The organism is Pandoraea sp., assembly GCF_041919235.1.
Lineage (GTDB): Bacteria > Pseudomonadota > Gammaproteobacteria > Burkholderiales > Burkholderiaceae > Pandoraea.
The window spans coordinates 60,067-74,025 of record NZ_JAYRUC010000008.1; the positions used below are offsets into that span (position 1 = coordinate 60,067).

The 13,959-nt window shown below is 64.8% G+C and carries 14 protein-coding genes; 6 read left to right on the forward strand and 8 right to left on the reverse strand.

The features are described from left to right. Positions 1–10: 10 nt before the first annotated feature. Positions 11–211: a Flp family type IVb pilin gene (locus ACE3UG_RS08320; RefSeq protein ID WP_374622189.1), complete on the reverse strand. Its 201-nt coding sequence runs from the start codon at positions 209–211 to the stop codon at positions 11–13. Between the two features lie 197 nt (positions 212–408). Next, entirely contained in the window at positions 409–606 is a 198-nt protein-coding gene (locus tag ACE3UG_RS08325) for a Flp family type IVb pilin (RefSeq protein WP_374622192.1), read from the reverse strand. A 1,048-nt stretch (positions 607–1,654) separates the two neighbouring features. Here ACE3UG_RS08325 and ACE3UG_RS08330 point away from each other — a divergent pair. The 5 genes from ACE3UG_RS08330 to ACE3UG_RS08350 all read left to right on the forward strand — a co-directional run bounded on the left by ACE3UG_RS08330 (position 1,655) and on the right by ACE3UG_RS08350 (position 7,139). After that, the gene (locus ACE3UG_RS08330) at positions 1,655–1,975 is read left to right on the forward strand and encodes a hypothetical protein (protein WP_374622194.1); all 321 of its coding nucleotides are present in this window, start codon (positions 1,655–1,657) and stop codon (positions 1,973–1,975) included. A 28-nt stretch (positions 1,976–2,003) separates the two neighbouring features. Then, entirely contained in the window at positions 2,004–3,614 is a 1,611-nt protein-coding gene (locus ACE3UG_RS08335) for a collagen-like triple helix repeat-containing protein (RefSeq protein ID WP_374622197.1), read from the forward strand. 278 nt (positions 3,615–3,892) lie between these two features. Beyond that, a complete protein-coding gene (locus ACE3UG_RS08340; protein ID WP_374622199.1) occupies positions 3,893–5,068 on the forward strand; it encodes a collagen-like triple helix repeat-containing protein in 1,176 nt (391 codons plus the stop codon). A 67-nt stretch (positions 5,069–5,135) separates the two neighbouring features. Further along, positions 5,136–5,858, forward strand: a complete 723-nt coding sequence (locus ACE3UG_RS08345; RefSeq protein ID WP_374622202.1) for a MarR family winged helix-turn-helix transcriptional regulator — start codon at positions 5,136–5,138, stop codon at positions 5,856–5,858. Positions 5,859–5,894: 36 nt separating this feature from the next. After that, on the forward strand, positions 5,895–7,139 hold the full coding sequence (locus tag ACE3UG_RS08350) for a collagen-like triple helix repeat-containing protein (RefSeq protein WP_374622204.1): 1,245 nt from the start codon (positions 5,895–5,897) through the stop codon (positions 7,137–7,139). Between the two features lie 309 nt (positions 7,140–7,448). Here ACE3UG_RS08350 and ACE3UG_RS08355 read toward each other — a convergent pair whose 3' ends face one another. The 3 genes from ACE3UG_RS08355 to ACE3UG_RS08365 form a co-directional block, all read right to left on the reverse strand. Continuing rightward, positions 7,449–7,931, reverse strand: coding sequence for a DUF2147 domain-containing protein (locus ACE3UG_RS08355; protein WP_374622207.1), 483 nt, complete (start codon positions 7,929–7,931; stop codon positions 7,449–7,451). A gap of 203 nt (positions 7,932–8,134) precedes the next feature. Next, complete coding sequence (locus ACE3UG_RS08360) at positions 8,135–8,584, reverse strand: DUF2147 domain-containing protein (protein ID WP_374622210.1); 450 nt, start codon at positions 8,582–8,584, stop codon at positions 8,135–8,137. Positions 8,585–8,680: 96 nt separating this feature from the next. Then, the gene (locus ACE3UG_RS08365; protein ID WP_374622213.1) at positions 8,681–9,322 is read right to left on the reverse strand and encodes a DUF2939 domain-containing protein; all 642 of its coding nucleotides are present in this window, start codon (positions 9,320–9,322) and stop codon (positions 8,681–8,683) included. Between the two features lie 256 nt (positions 9,323–9,578). On the opposite strand from ACE3UG_RS08365, the gene ACE3UG_RS08370 reads away from it, so the two are divergent. After that, on the forward strand, positions 9,579–9,872 hold the full coding sequence (locus tag ACE3UG_RS08370; protein WP_374622216.1) for a hypothetical protein: 294 nt from the start codon (positions 9,579–9,581) through the stop codon (positions 9,870–9,872). A 53-nt stretch (positions 9,873–9,925) separates the two neighbouring features. Here the strand turns inward: ACE3UG_RS08370 and zapE are convergent, their stop codons facing one another. The 3 genes from zapE to odhB form a co-directional block, all read right to left on the reverse strand. After that, a complete protein-coding gene (gene zapE, locus ACE3UG_RS08375) occupies positions 9,926–11,023 on the reverse strand; it encodes a cell division protein ZapE (RefSeq protein WP_374622218.1) in 1,098 nt (365 codons plus the stop codon). Positions 11,024–11,116: 93 nt separating this feature from the next. Beyond that, positions 11,117–12,544 (reverse strand): dihydrolipoyl dehydrogenase, encoded by a 1,428-nt coding sequence (gene lpdA / locus ACE3UG_RS08380; protein ID WP_374622221.1) that lies wholly within the window; start codon positions 12,542–12,544, stop codon positions 11,117–11,119. 95 nt (positions 12,545–12,639) lie between these two features. Beyond that, positions 12,640–13,902: a 2-oxoglutarate dehydrogenase complex dihydrolipoyllysine-residue succinyltransferase gene (gene odhB, locus ACE3UG_RS08385; protein ID WP_374622224.1), complete on the reverse strand. Its 1,263-nt coding sequence runs from the start codon at positions 13,900–13,902 to the stop codon at positions 12,640–12,642. Between the last annotated feature and the right edge of the window lie 57 nt (positions 13,903–13,959).

The following is a 13,959-nucleotide window of genomic DNA, read 5'->3' on the forward strand; positions in this document are numbered from 1 at the left end:
GCGCCTCGCGTCAGTGCGTCGCGGCCGACGTGACTGCCGACGTCACCGTGCTGAAGGCACTCGTGAGCACGCCGGTCAGGTTGGTGAAAACCGTTGCGCCGATCACGACGGCAACGATGGCCGCCAGAATCCCGTACTCCAGCGCCGTCACGCCCTTTTGCCGGGACAGTCTGCGCTGCCGACCGGCCACACCTGCTCGCATTGCTCGCATGATCCGCCTCCTCCCGAACACAGCACTTCGCCCGCCCGAACGACGCCGCACATCAAGCGATCAATCGTTGCCCCGTTCGCCAGCCAGAAGCTCGGCGCCATGCGCGCGAGTCGCGCACGGGTGTCCACGGATGTCGATCGTCAGGCGCGAACGCGCAGAACTTCCGACTGACGTCGCAGGGCGCGCGCTACCGTGGGTCAGGAACCCGATGAGGAGCCCGCTGCGGTCACCGCCGAAGTGATCTTCGAGAAGACCTGAGTGAACGCACTCGTGAGGCTCCCATAGACAGTGCCGCCGATCACCACGGCCACGATAGCGGCAAGAATGCCGTACTCCAAAGCAGTTACACCGCGCTCGTCGCGAGCGAACAGTCGAATACGATTGCCGAGTTTCATATCACCCTCCCTCAAAAAAGCGCCAAGCGCCCATTGGCATACAGCGGGACATCGTCGGCCTCTCGGCCGCCGACGCACGCGCGCCATATCGCAGATCAACTCTTGACTTCGGCCTCGGGTTCGTTGCGCCGTCAGGCTGACGAACCTCTTTTACCTTGTACGCCTACATTTCTATGCCGATGGGTACGGCGTATGCGGCGGCGTACTATTGTTTTCGATGCTAATTTAAACTAAAAGATAAAAACTAGAGCCTTGCTTCCAATCGGCCCGGAGAATGTAAGAAAACGTTACCTCCGTTGATCGAACAATACTCCAAAACCAGTTAATGGAACGCCCGCGAGGGAAAACCATGATTGGCGTCGCGCCACATGCGCTCACGCAATATCTGCAGCGCCAACTTAAAGAATGATTCATCCGATTCAGCGACTTCGCGCGATCTCGTTCAGGCCGACGACCCCCGCATTCCTCCATTCAAGTCGCCTCCCGCCTAGACGATCGGCCGCACACCATCGGCCATAAGACCAAGTCCAGCTCGCCTGCGCCGCAGGACCACAGCACCCTCGATTTCAAGTCGATTTGCGTTTCGCGCCACGCATGGCGCCCCGGTCCTCATTCATATTTCCACACCCGGCGGCGACATCGCGCTCGCCCAAGCCGAACACGCCATTGCGTGAAATATCGGCGCGTACGGCATGGCTGCCAATCGGGCATTTTCCGGATCGCTCACACGTCGTCATATCCACCGATTTCGACGTGCCATTTCCGCGATTGCGTTACGTAACGTTACCCGTAACGCACCCCGTAACGGGAACGGAATTTCGCTCGATTTTCGCGGTTTCTCGATGGCGTTAACCCTCGCTCACACCCCGCTTTTCAATTCTCGATCTCTCGATCACAAAGATTCTTGTTTTCCTAAACGCAAGTAAATACAGGCTTTTCAGCCCGTCACAGGAAAAACTAGAGGGTTTATTCAATCCCTGGCTTAACGCTTGGCATGGGTCTTGCGCATATCCCTGCATCGCAACGCTAACGATCACCGGGGGACACCATGATCATTGGCAATACCAAACAAATGATGCAACGCACCGCAGCCATCCCGGCCGGGCAACAACGCATCACGGCAGTACAGCGCAGTGCTGTTGCCGAGAACGATCGTAGAGGCGAAAGCCCAGGGAGGGGCGGTGCAGAAGGCGGTGGCGTACGCGCCACCGCCACACCGGCCGATGCAACCCACACCGGCAGCGCCAGCAATACGAACTCGGCCCACGCGATGACGGGCCCCGATAGCGCCGTCGTGAACGCGCTCCTGTTCGCACTCATCGCTCAACGCATGAACGCCCGGCTGGCAGCGCAAGAACTGCCCGCTTGAACACCACTACAGACCAGAGGACACCATCATGAAAAATATCCAACGCAACCTTCTCGCTTCCGCCTGCCTGCTCGCCATCATCACGATGACCGGCTGCGCCAGCTCCGGCTCGGGCGGCACCAGCGGCTCGCTCGGCGACAGCGGCACCAGTGGCACCAGTGGCACCAGCGCCGGGACCGGTGGTGGCGGCGGCACGGGCACCGGTACGGTCTCCGACGGTTCGGGCTCCGGCAGCAACGGAAGCGGCGGCGGGGGCGACAATGGCGGCGGCGGGAATGGCGGCTCCGGCAGCAGTGCCGCGACCAACCCGATCGGCACCGTGACCGCCACCGCCAGCACGGGCATCGTGACGCAGGTCGGCAAGACCGTCAGCGATCTCGGCACCACGCTCGCCGGCACGCAACTGCCGCTGGTCAGTTCGCAAACGCAAAGCGGTCTGGCCGGCGCCGCCGTCTCCACCGGCAATGCCGTGCAGACCCTCGGCAACGGCCTTACGAACGGTCTCGGCAAACTCGGCTCGGTGAGCGATCCGCTCAATCCGACCCTCGCGAGCGTAGGCGGCGCCGTCACCGACCTCGGCACGGCAGGCACGCAACTGGGGAGCGCCGTTGCCGGCCTCGGCCAGACCGGTCCGCTCGCCAATACGCCGGTCAACGGTGTCACTACGCTGCTCGGCGGCGTTGTGACTTCGGTAGGCAAGGCCGGTCAAGCGCTCGGTGGCGGTCTGACACAAACCATCACGAGCGGTCCCGTCCAACAACTGACCGCCTCGCTGTCGTCGGCGATCACCCCGATCACGAACGTCGTGACGGACACCACGCAAACGGTGGGCAACACGACGGGCCTCGGTACGCCGCTCGCCGGCCTGCTGGCCCAAATCGGCGGCGGTCTGGCCGGCATCGGCACCAAGATCGGCGGCCAGATCAACAACCCGGTAGCGAATGACGTCGGTGGCATCGTGGCAGGCGTCGGTAACACGGTGGCCAGCCTTGGCGGCGCGGTCCATGGCACCCCGACGAGCACCAATCCGCTCGCCCCGCTTACCTCGGTCCTTGGTGGACTCACCGGCGGCCTCGGTGGCGGTGCCGGCTCGGGCCCGCTCGCGCCGATCACCAGCCTCGTCTCCGGCCTGACGGGTACCCTCGGCGGCGCCACTGGCGGCGCTTCGGGCAGCAATCCGCTTGCCCCCGTCACCAACCTCGTCTCCGGCCTGACGGGCGCCCTCGGCGGCGCCACCGGCGGCGCTTCGGGCAGCAATCCGCTCGCTCCGGTCACCAGCCTCGTCTCCGGTCTGACGGGCGCCCTCGGCGGCGCCACCGGTGGCGCTTCGGGCAGCAATCCGCTCGCTCCGGTCACCAACCTCGTCTCCGGTCTGACGGGTGCCCTCGGCGGCGCCGCTGGCGGCGCTTCGGGCAGCAATCCGCTTGCCCCGGTCACCAACCTCGTCTCCGGTCTGACCGGTGCGCTCGGCGGGGCAGCGGGCGGTTCGACGGCGGGCGGCGCACTCGCGCCGGTCACCACACTGCTGAGTTCCGTGACGGGTGCCGTCGGCGGTGCTACGGGCTCGGGAAGCAGCACCAGCGGTCCGCTCGCTCCGGTGACCAGCCTGCTGGGCGGGCTGCTCGGTGCGAAGAAGTAACCGGCCCCCCCTGCATCGACGACGTCAACCAAAGGCAGATCGATCATGACCCGCGCGATTCCTCCGCCCACCTGTGATCGCCGCGACCCGGCCCTTGCCCCAAGGCTCACGCATCGGGACGGGCTGACCCGGGTCCGGCTCACGCCCCACGCTGACGGTGCGCACCGGCACCACAGCGAGCGGCCCCGGTTCCTCAAATGGAAGTAACGACATCGCCGCGCGGCGCTTCGCCGGCACACATTCAGAACGATCAAGAACGATCAAGGGAGATACACATCATGTCCAACGCACTTCAACGCACCCTCCTCGCTTCGGCCGCCATCGGCCTCATCGCCCTCACGGGTTGCTCCAGCGGCGGCGGCGGCAGTGGCGCTGCGCCCGGCACGTCGAGTGCCCCGAATGGCGTCGGCACGACGGCCACCGGCGCAGGCGGGATCGTGAGCTCTGCGGGCAACGTCGTCAGCGCACTGGGCGATCAGGTCGCCAACACCCAACTGCCGCTCGTGTCGTCACAAGCGTCGCAAGGCTTCGGCGGCGCGCTCACGCAGACCGGTAACGCCGTCACCGATCTCGGCAATGGCGTGAGCAGCGGCCTGGGGCAAGTCGGCGCCTCGAGCGACCCGGTCGGCACCACGCTCGCCAGTACGGGCAACGTGGTGACGGATCTGGGCCACGCAGGTGTCTCGCTGGGCAGCGGCATCGCAGGCATCGGCAAGAGCGGCCCGCTCGCCGGCACCCCGGTCGATACGTTGACCGGCGCGCTGGGCAACGTGGTCGCCACGGTCGGCCAAGGCGGCATTGCCGGCGGCGCCATCCTGAAGCAGGCCTTCACGGGCGGCCCGGTCGTTCAGGCCACCACCGCGCTCTCGTCGGCCATTACGCCGATCACCAACGTGGTGTCCGACACCACCCGCACGGTCGGCACGACGACCGGCTTGGGCGGCCCGCTGCAAGGTCTGCTGGGAACGATCGGCAACGCGGTCGGCACGGTCGGCAAGACGATGCAGGGGACCTCGTCGAATCCGGTCGTGACGGCGCTGGGTAACACGGTGATTGCCACGGGCAACACGGTTACCGATGCCGGTTCGCTCCTGAACGGCAGCACTTCCTCTGGCTCGGCCAATCCGATCGGCTCGCTGCTGGGTAACCTCGGCACGACGGCAGCCGGCGGGTCGTCGAACCCGCTCGGCTCGGTCACCGGCCTGCTTGGCGGACTCGGCGGACTCGGCGGCTCGGGTGGCAGCAGCCCGCTCGCACCGGTCACGGGCCTGTTGGGAGGTCTGAGCGGCGCCACGTCGGGTGGCAGCAGCAGCCCGCTCGCGCCGGTCACGAACCTGCTCTCGGGTGTCACGAGCGCGGCCGGCGGTAGTTCGGGCGGCGCCACGAGCGGTCTCACGGGTCTGCTCACGCCGGTGACCAACCTGCTCGGCAGCCTGGCCAGCGTCGGCAAGTAATTGTCAGCCCAGTGTCGTGTCGCGCACATCGCGCGTACACGACTCGATTCATCGATAAGGAGATGCCATGGCCCGCTTCATTTCCGACACCGGCGTTCTGATGCGCGGTCGTGGCGAATCCGCCCCGCAAGTTTCCGAACCCGTGGCCATGCGCGAGACCGGCAACGGTTTCGCCAACGGCCACAGCGATAACACGTACGGCACCGATACCGGTGCCCCCTCCGGGGCGACGCCGACGGCCTCCCCGCTCAACGCAACGCACGGCACCATGAGCGACCGACATACGAACCGTAACGATCTCGTCGCCGGCATCGTCCGCTCGCTCGGACGCCGGCTCGCCGTGTACACCGCGCTCTATCACTCGGCGCTCGCCGAACAGCTCGGTCTGAACGTCACCGATTTGAACGCACTCGATCTGATCCTCGAACTGGAATCGATTACCGCAGGCCAACTCGCCGAACTCATGGGGGTCAGCTCCGGTGGCATCACCACGGTCATCGACCGGCTCGAGCGCGCGGGCTTCGTCGAACGGGAGAAGAACCCCCACGATCGCCGCATGGTGATGATTCATCCCATCGAAGAGCGCTGCGCGCAGATCGAACAGTTCCTGTCGTCGGTCTCGCGCGAACTCACGGCAGTCAGCGCCGCATACGATCACAGCGAACTCGCCGCCATTCACGACTTTCTGGTGCAGAGCATTCGGACCCTCAAGAGCGAGACTTTCCGCCTTCGCTTCGAGGCCGATCAAGACATCGCGGGCCTGGTTTCCCAAAGCCGCACCAAGGTCTGAGCGCACGCGACGGCTGCCCCAACGAGGAGAAACGTCATGTCGAAGATTCTGCGTCCCACAATGCTCGCCGTGCTGGTGGCGGGCGTCGTCGGTGTCACCGGGTGTTCCAGCGATGGCGGCGGCAGCGGTGCCACTGCCAACACACCGACGAACCCCACCAACCCAACGAATCCGAACGGGCCGACCCCGCCCACGAATCCGACCACCAGCAGCACCGGCGTCGTCAGTTCGGTCGGCTCGGTGGTGAGCGCCCTGGGCAATCAAGTCGCGAGCACAACGATTCCGGGTGTGTCCCCGCAAGCCACGCAAGGTTTCGGCGGCGCGCTCACGCAAACCGGCAACGCGGTCACGGATCTCGGCAAGGGCGTGGGCGACGGACTCGGCCAACTCGGCAACACCAGCGCCAACCCGGTCGGCACGTCTCTCGCCAGTACCGGCGGTGTCGTTTCCGATCTCGGCAACGCGGGCGTATCGCTCGGTAGCGGCATCGCCGGCATCGGCAAGAGCGGCCCGCTCGCGAACACGCCGCTCGACACGCTGACCGGTGTGCTCGGCACGGCCGTCGCCACCGTCGGTCAAGGCGGTGTGCAAGGCGGCGCAGCTCTCACCCAGGCACTGACGAGCGCCCCGGTCGTCCAGGCAACGTCCGCACTCTCGTCCGCGATCTCACCGATCACGAACACGGTTGTCTCAGCCACGCAGAGCGTCGGCAATACGACCGGCCTGGGCACGCCAGTGGCGGGTCTGCTCGGCACGCTAGGCGGCGCATTGAGCTCGGCAGGTGCGCAGGTCAAGGCCTCGGCACCGAACGCTGCCGCAGCGAGCCTGGGCAATCCGCTCATGGCACTGGGCAATACCGTCACGAGTGCAGGCGGCCTACTCTCGGGCACCACCAGTGCGACCGGCGCGAATGCGCTGGGTAACGTGCTCGCCAACGTGGGCAACACCACGGTGACACCTACCGCAGCGAGCGGCAACAACCCGCTGGGCGCCGTCACCGGACTTCTCGGCGGGCTCACGAGTGCAACGGGCTCCTCGGGTAGCAATCCGTTGGGGGCGGTGACCGGCCTGTTGAGCGGCATTACGAATACGGCGGGTGGGAGCGGCGGTGGCGCAGGCGGTGCGCTGGCACCCCTCACGACGCTTCTGAGCACCGTCACCGCGCCGCTCACGACGCTGGCCAGTGCCGGATCGGGTAGCGGGAATGGCGCAGGCGGTGCGCTCGCACCGGTGACCGGCCTGCTCGGCGGACTGAGCGGACTGAGTGGATTGGGCAAGTAAGACGCCACGCATCGGTATCGAGTCGCCGAGAGATCGCGAGAGGGGAACGTCTGCGGGGCCGTAGCACCCAACGACGACGGTCACGCCCGGACAGTGAAGCGACACTGGCCGGGCGTTGCCGTGTCGATCGTCCGACGATCCGTCGTGCTCCGCAGATCGCACAAATGTCGGCCTGATGTGTGTCGCGCATGCCCACGCCGCAGCATCGTCGGGAGCGCACGGATGAAAACAAAAGACTCGGACGAATGCACGTCCGAGTCTTTTGTCCGACGGCACGCGCAAACGCGTGCCATGCCGTGCCTAAACGGCTTACTGCTCGCGAATCCAGGTCTGCGTGCGGCCGAGCAGCGAAATCCCGAGGAAGCCGCGAACGTCGAGCTTCTTGCCGCCGTCGACCACCTTCATTTTGCAGCTGTACTCCATGCCGTTCTCCGGATCGAGAATCCTGCCGCCGTCGTACACGTCGCCGTCCTTGCGCACGCCGTGAATGATCTGCATGCCCAGCATCTTCTGGCCCTTGCGTGCGTCCGTGCAAGCTGTGCAGACGCGCTCCGGATCGTCGTTTTCGCCTAGGCCCTTGGTGATCGTGCCGATGTATTGACCGTCTTGCTCCGAAATCGTCACGAGTGCCTTCGGCTTGCCGGTCTTGTCGTCGATGGTCTTCCAGACACCGACCGGCGACAGGTTGTCGGCGGCAATCGCCGCCTTGGCTACACCGCCCAGCAACGCCACTGCGACGAGCGCATGTGCGCCCAGACGCCGCCACGACGTCGCGTTCGAAATCTGCTTCATGATTGTCATCCTCCCGGATACGGAATTGATTGTCGTAGGACTCACGATGGACGTCACCGAAGCTCCGCCACGCGCGTGAGTCGCTTTGAAGATTACGCCAAAGGCGTTACGCCGTGCTGAGGAAGTCCTCTAGCCCAAAGGCGATCCTCCGCCGGTGTCAGGCGTCGACAACATCGCCGGGAAGCGCAGGGAAGCGCGGGGAATCATGGGGAAGCGGCGCTAGGGTTCTCGCGTATCCAGGTCTGCGTACGACCCAGCAACGAAATGCCGAAGTAGCCTCGCACTTCGAGCTTCTTGCCGCCATCGACAACCTTCACGTTGCAGCCGTATTCGATCCCGCTTTCCGGATCGAGAATCTTTCCGCCGGTGTACTCGTCGCGCTGCGCGTCGCGGCGCAAGCCGCGAATGATCTCCAGCCCCTGGAGCTTCCTGCCTTTGCGCCCATCGCTGCATTGGGTACAGCGACGCTCGAGCGCGTCGCGCCTGCCCAGGCTCTTGGTCAGCGATCCCACGTATTCGCCGTCGTTCTCGGTGATGGTGATGAGCGCTTTCGAATCGCCGCTGTCGTCGACGATGCGCCAGACGCCGACGGGCGTCGGCACGTCCCCGGCCGCAGCCGCGGCGGCGGTCGCGACAATGGTGCTGGCCGACAAGACGCCTGCGACGCACAATCGCCGCCATGACGCTGCACTCAGCATCGCACGCCAGTGTGTCTTCGTACCCAATGCAAGAACGATGTCGACGATTAATTAAAGCGGTGGCAAGGCAATCGCGGTCAGACGCCACTGCACGAGATTGCGTCGTGTCAGCGTGAACGTCACCACGCGCGCCGGACGATCGCTGCGCGAGACGTGCACGAGAAAATGGCTGAAGTCTTGAAACTCGGTGCGCGTGGTGGTGCGCGCACGCGCATTGTCCGGTGCGAGCGACTCGCCACTGCCCGAGGACGCAGCCGCTGCCGGAGGCGCTGCTGGGGCCGTCGGCGTGTTGCCGTCGACCTGCGGCGGCTGAGGCACCGAATCGCGCGGCGCCGGTGCGCCCGGCACAGGCGGCAGTCCGGTGCTGTCGCCGCGCAGCATGGCAGCCACGGCTTCCGGCGTCAGCAACGCTTCGACGACACGATCGGACACCCAGCCGCCCAGCGCGAGCGCCAGCGCCCCGAAGGCGTTGCCCCGCTGCTTATCCATCTGACGTGCGAGTTGGTCGTGAAGACTCGTTTTCAGGCTTTCGCGTACGGCCGGATAATCGACATACGACGAGAGCGCATTGGCGTCGCGCGCGTTGGCGGCATCGCGCGCGCGCCACAACGTGTAATACGGCGTGCCGAAGAGCAGACCCAGCACGACAACCAGCGTCCCCATGGAAATCGCGGCAATTGACACCTTACGCATTGCAAAACTCCGTCGATCAAACAAGGCATGGTAGGCGACGTATCGCAATGCACGCCTGCCGGCTTACATTGCTTTACAAATCATTACAGCACGCGGCCCGTCACCCTCGTACTCTCAAAGCGTAGCCGCAATTCCGCGACACGCTCCGTCGTCCGCCGATCCCGCCGGGCACGACATGCACGGCACGCGGCAGTTCAACCGACAAGGAGGTGGCACCATGCGTCACGTCCGACTTGTCCGGATAATGTGTTGCATCATGCTGGCCGGCGCTTCGTTGGGTGCAGCGGCCCAACCGCCGTCGAGCAGCCGCTTTTTTCACGGCTGGTTTGCGCAAGGCGCCGAACGTCCGGGCGGACGCGGCGATCGCCAGGGCGGCGCGCAGCCCGGCTCGGCACGGCCGCAGCAACCCCAGCCGCAACCGCAAGAAGTGCGGCCGCAGGGCGACCTGCGCGGCGACATCTACAACCATCTCCGCGAGCAGCGCCGACCGCCAGCGTCACCACCTGCCTCCGACCCGCGCCAGCGCGATCGCGGCGCACACACGCGCTGAGCGAACCGCTGAGCGAACGATAGTTGAAGCGCCGGGATCAGCGTGCTGCACACTCAGGTCAGCGAAGTATCCACCACGCGACGCGGGGCTTCCAGATACTCGCGCGACTGCATCTCCACGAGACGGGACACCGTGCGCGCAAACTCGTTGGCCAGCGTGCCTTCCGTGTACAACCCCTCGGGCGGTACTTCGGCGGACATCAACAGCTTGACCTTGTGGTCGTAGAAGACGTCGACGAGCCATGTGAAACGGCGCGCTTCCGAGGCCATGCGCGGCGTCATTTTCGGCACGTCCGACAACACGACGGTATGGAAACGGTTGGCCAATTCCAGATAGTCGTTCTGCGAGCGCGGGCCGCCGCACAGCGTGCGGAAATCGAACCACACCACGCCACCGGCACGACGCAACGCCTTGAGCTCACGCTGCTCGATATGCAACAGCGGACTCTCGTCGGGCACACCGGCGATCTCGGCAAACGCCGAGCGCAATGCGCGATTCGCTTCGTTCCCCAGGGGGTAATGATAAACCTGCACCTGCGCCATCGTGCGCCGACGATAGTCGATGCCGGCGTCGACGTTGAGCACGTCGAGCTGTTCTTCGAGCAGCCGGATGGCGGGCAGGACACGGTCACGATGCAAGCCGTCCGGGTATAGCGTATCGGGACGGTAGTTCGACGTCATCACGAACTGCACACCGTTCTTGAACAACTCGGACAGCAGCCGATGCAGAATCATCGCATCGGCCACATCGGAGACGTGGAATTCGTCGAAGCAGATCAGCCGATACCGCCTGGCGATGCGCTTGGCCAGTTCGTCAAGCGGATCGGGCAACCCCTTGAGCGCCTGCAACTGGTGATGCACCTCGCGCATGAACTCATGGAAGTGCAAGCGCGTTTTACGCTGTAGCGGCACCACCGAGTAGAAGCTGTCCATCAGGAAGCTCTTGCCCCGGCCCACCCCGCCCCAGAGATAGACCCCCTTGGGCAGATCAGGGCGCACCAGCCACTTCTTGAGCGTGTTCGAACGCTTGGCCTTGTATGCCGCCCATTCGTCGTAGCACTGTTGCAAACGCTCGACCGCGCGCTCCTGCGCCTCGTCGGGCTCGTAGCCGCGCGCGGCCAGTTCCTGTTGGTAGTATTCGCGAACGTTCATGCGGTGCGGCGACCGGCCGGGGGGCAGATGGAATCGGGAAAAAACAAAGGCGAGTCGCCTCGCCTTTGTTCGTACGCGTCAGCGAAAAGCAGCTTACTTGTTCAGCGCGCGCTTCTCGACATCGAGGGCGGCTTCGCGCATCACTTCCGACAACGACGGGTGCGGATGGCAGATACGGCCGATGTCTTCCGACGCGGCCTTGAACTCCATCGCCACCACGGCTTCGGCGATCAGATCGGAGGCGTTCAGACCGATCACGTGCACGCCGAGGATTTCGTCGGTCGTGGCATCGGCCAACACCTTCACGAAGCCATCCGACGACCCCATGCCCAGCGCACGGCCGTTCGCCGCGAACGGGAATTGCCCCGGCTTGAACGCACGGCCTTCCGCCTTCAACTGCTGCTCGGTCTTGCCGACCCAGGCGATCTCGGGCGACGTGTAGATGACCCACGGAATGCAGTTGTAGTCGATGTGCGGCTTTTGTCCCGCAATGACTTCGGCCACCAGCACGCCTTCGTCTTCCGCCTTGTGGGCGAGCATCGGGCCACGCACCACGTCACCGATTGCGTACACGTTCGGCAGCTTGGTGCGGCAGTGGTCGTCCACCGGAATGAAGCCGCGCTCGTCGGTCGCCAGACCGATGTTGTTCAGGCCCAGTTCGTCGGTGTTCGGCACGCGGCCGACCGACACGATCAGGCGGTCGACGTCGAGCGTCTTGGCGTTGCCGTCCTTGTCCGTATAGTTGATCGTGACGTTGTTCTTGCCGGTCTTCACGTCAGTGACCTTCACGCCGACATTGATGTCCAGGCCCTGCTTCTTGAATTGCTTGGCCGCTTCCTTGGCGACGCCGGCATCGGCGGCACCCAGGAATTCGGACATGGCTTCGAGCACGGTGACTTCGGCACCCAGACGGCGCCACACCGAACCCAGCTCCAGACCGATCACGCCAGCGCCGATCACACCCAACTTCTTCGGCACGGTATCGAACGAGAGCGCCCCTTCGTTATCCGAGATGAGCTTGTTGTCGACCGGTATGCCCGGCAAGTGACGGGCCTTCGACCCCGTGGCGATGATGACGTTCCTGGCGGTGACCGACTCGGGCGCGGCGCCCGACACATCGATCTGATAGCCGCCGTCGTTCTTGGCGACGATCTTGCCGTGGCCCTGGAGCCAAGTGATCTTGTTTTTCTTGAACAGGTATTCGATACCGCCCGTCATCTTGTCGACGATGCCCTGCTTGCGCGCGAGCATCGTCGCAATGTCGATCTTGACGTCCGACGTGGTGATACCGTGATCGGCCAGATGATGACCGACTTTCTCGAACTCTTCCGACGAGGCGAGCAGCGCCTTCGACGGAATGCAACCGACGTTCAGGCAAGTGCCGCCCAGCACCTTCTTGCCGGCCGGGTTGATCCACTCCTCGACGCAAGCGACCGAGAAACCGAGTTGTGCGGCGCGGATGGCGGCAATATAACCACCAGGGCCGGCGCCGATAACGACTACATCAAATTCTTTTGCCATTTTGATTGTGACTCACTGAAGGTAGACGGCAGGGGGAGGCGCAATGTGCCGGCCACGCCATGCATGGCCGGGCACCGCGCAGTGCGCGCTAACGCTTACAGGTCGAGCAGCAGACGCGCCGGATCTTCCAGCGCTTCCTTCATGGCGACGAGGCTCAGCACGGCTTCTCGGCCGTCGATGATGCGGTGGTCGTAGCTCATGGCCAGGTAGTTCATCGGGCGAATGACGATCTCGCCGTTCTCCACGACAGCGCGATCCTTCGTGGCGTGCACGCCCAGAATGGCCGACTGCGGCGGGTTGATGATCGGGGTCGACAGCATCGAGCCGAACACACCGCCGTTGGAGATCGAGAATGTACCGCCGGTCATTTCTTCGATCGACAGCTTGCCGTCGGCAGCCTTCTTGCCATACTCGGCGATCTTCTTCTCGATGTCGGCCAGGCTCATCTGGTCGGCATTGCGCAGGATCGGCACGACCAGACCGCGCGGCGAACCGACGGCGATACCGATATCGAAGTAGCCGTGGTAGACGATGTCGTTACCGTCGATCGAGGCGTTGACGGCCGGGTACTTCTTGAGGGCGTGGACAGCAGCCTTCACGAAGAACGACATGAAGCCCAGCTTCACGCCGTGTTCCTTCTCGAACTTGTCCTTGTACTTGTTGCGCAGATCCATCACCGGCTTCATGTTGACCTCGTTGAACGTGGTCAGAATGGCGTTGGTCTGTTGCGATTGCAGCAGGCGCTCGGCGATGCGAGCGCGCAGGCGCGACATCGGCACGCGCTGTTCCGGACGGCCTTCGAGCGACGTGTCGCGGCCCACCGAAGCGGCCACCGACGGCAGCGCAGCGCGCGGTGCCGGCGCCGGAATCGGCGCAGCGACTGCTGCCGGCTTGCTACCGGCCGACAGGGCGTCGCCCTTGGTCACGCGACCGTCACGGCCCGAGCCGGCCACGTCGGTGGCCGACAGGTTCTTCTCGGCCAGCACCTTGGCGGCGGCCGGGCTGGCGATGCCACCCGAAGCCCCACCGGCGGCGGGTGCAGCGGCCGTGGCGACGGCTGCCGGCGCGGCGGCTTCCGCCGGCTTGGCGGCGACCGGCGCAGCGGCGCCTGCCTTGGCTTCGGTGTCGATCTTGGCGATGATCTGCTCGGAGGTCACGGTGTCGCCAGCGGCGGCACTCACTTCGACGAGCACACCGGCGGCGGGTGCCGGCACTTCGAGCACGACCTTGTCGGTCTCGACTTCGATCACGGTTTCATCTTGGGCGAAGGCTTCGCCGACTTTCTTCTTCCAGTCGAGCAGCGTGCCTTCGGAAACGGACTCTGAAAACTGGGGGACTTTGATTTCAACAATGGCCATTTCTGGATCCTGGATTCGATAAACGTTCAATTCGGAAATACGGCAGCGGCCGTCCCT

What these genes read in the sequence shown, in the direction of transcription:
- ACE3UG_RS08320 (WP_374622189.1), bottom strand. Translation starts at nt 211, where the DNA reads ATGCGAGCAATGCGAGCAGGTGTGGCCGGTCGGCAGCGCAGACTGTCC.
- ACE3UG_RS08325 (WP_374622192.1), bottom strand. Translation starts at nt 606, where the DNA reads ATGAAACTCGGCAATCGTATTCGACTGTTCGCTCGCGACGAGCGCGGT.
- ACE3UG_RS08330 (WP_374622194.1), top strand. Translation starts at nt 1,655, where the DNA reads ATGATCATTGGCAATACCAAACAAATGATGCAACGCACCGCAGCCATC.
- ACE3UG_RS08335 (WP_374622197.1), top strand. Translation starts at nt 2,004, where the DNA reads ATGAAAAATATCCAACGCAACCTTCTCGCTTCCGCCTGCCTGCTCGCC.
- ACE3UG_RS08340 (WP_374622199.1), top strand. Translation starts at nt 3,893, where the DNA reads ATGTCCAACGCACTTCAACGCACCCTCCTCGCTTCGGCCGCCATCGGC.
- ACE3UG_RS08345 (WP_374622202.1), top strand. Translation starts at nt 5,136, where the DNA reads ATGGCCCGCTTCATTTCCGACACCGGCGTTCTGATGCGCGGTCGTGGC.
- ACE3UG_RS08350 (WP_374622204.1), top strand. Translation starts at nt 5,895, where the DNA reads ATGTCGAAGATTCTGCGTCCCACAATGCTCGCCGTGCTGGTGGCGGGC.
- ACE3UG_RS08355 (WP_374622207.1), bottom strand. Translation starts at nt 7,931, where the DNA reads ATGAAGCAGATTTCGAACGCGACGTCGTGGCGGCGTCTGGGCGCACAT.
- ACE3UG_RS08365 (WP_374622213.1), bottom strand. Translation starts at nt 9,322, where the DNA reads ATGCGTAAGGTGTCAATTGCCGCGATTTCCATGGGGACGCTGGTTGTC.
- ACE3UG_RS08370 (WP_374622216.1), top strand. Translation starts at nt 9,579, where the DNA reads ATGCTGGCCGGCGCTTCGTTGGGTGCAGCGGCCCAACCGCCGTCGAGC.
- zapE (WP_374622218.1), bottom strand. Translation starts at nt 11,023, where the DNA reads ATGAACGTTCGCGAATACTACCAACAGGAACTGGCCGCGCGCGGCTAC.
- lpdA (WP_374622221.1), bottom strand. Translation starts at nt 12,544, where the DNA reads ATGGCAAAAGAATTTGATGTAGTCGTTATCGGCGCCGGCCCTGGTGGT.
- odhB (WP_374622224.1), bottom strand. Translation starts at nt 13,902, where the DNA reads ATGGCCATTGTTGAAATCAAAGTCCCCCAGTTTTCAGAGTCCGTTTCC.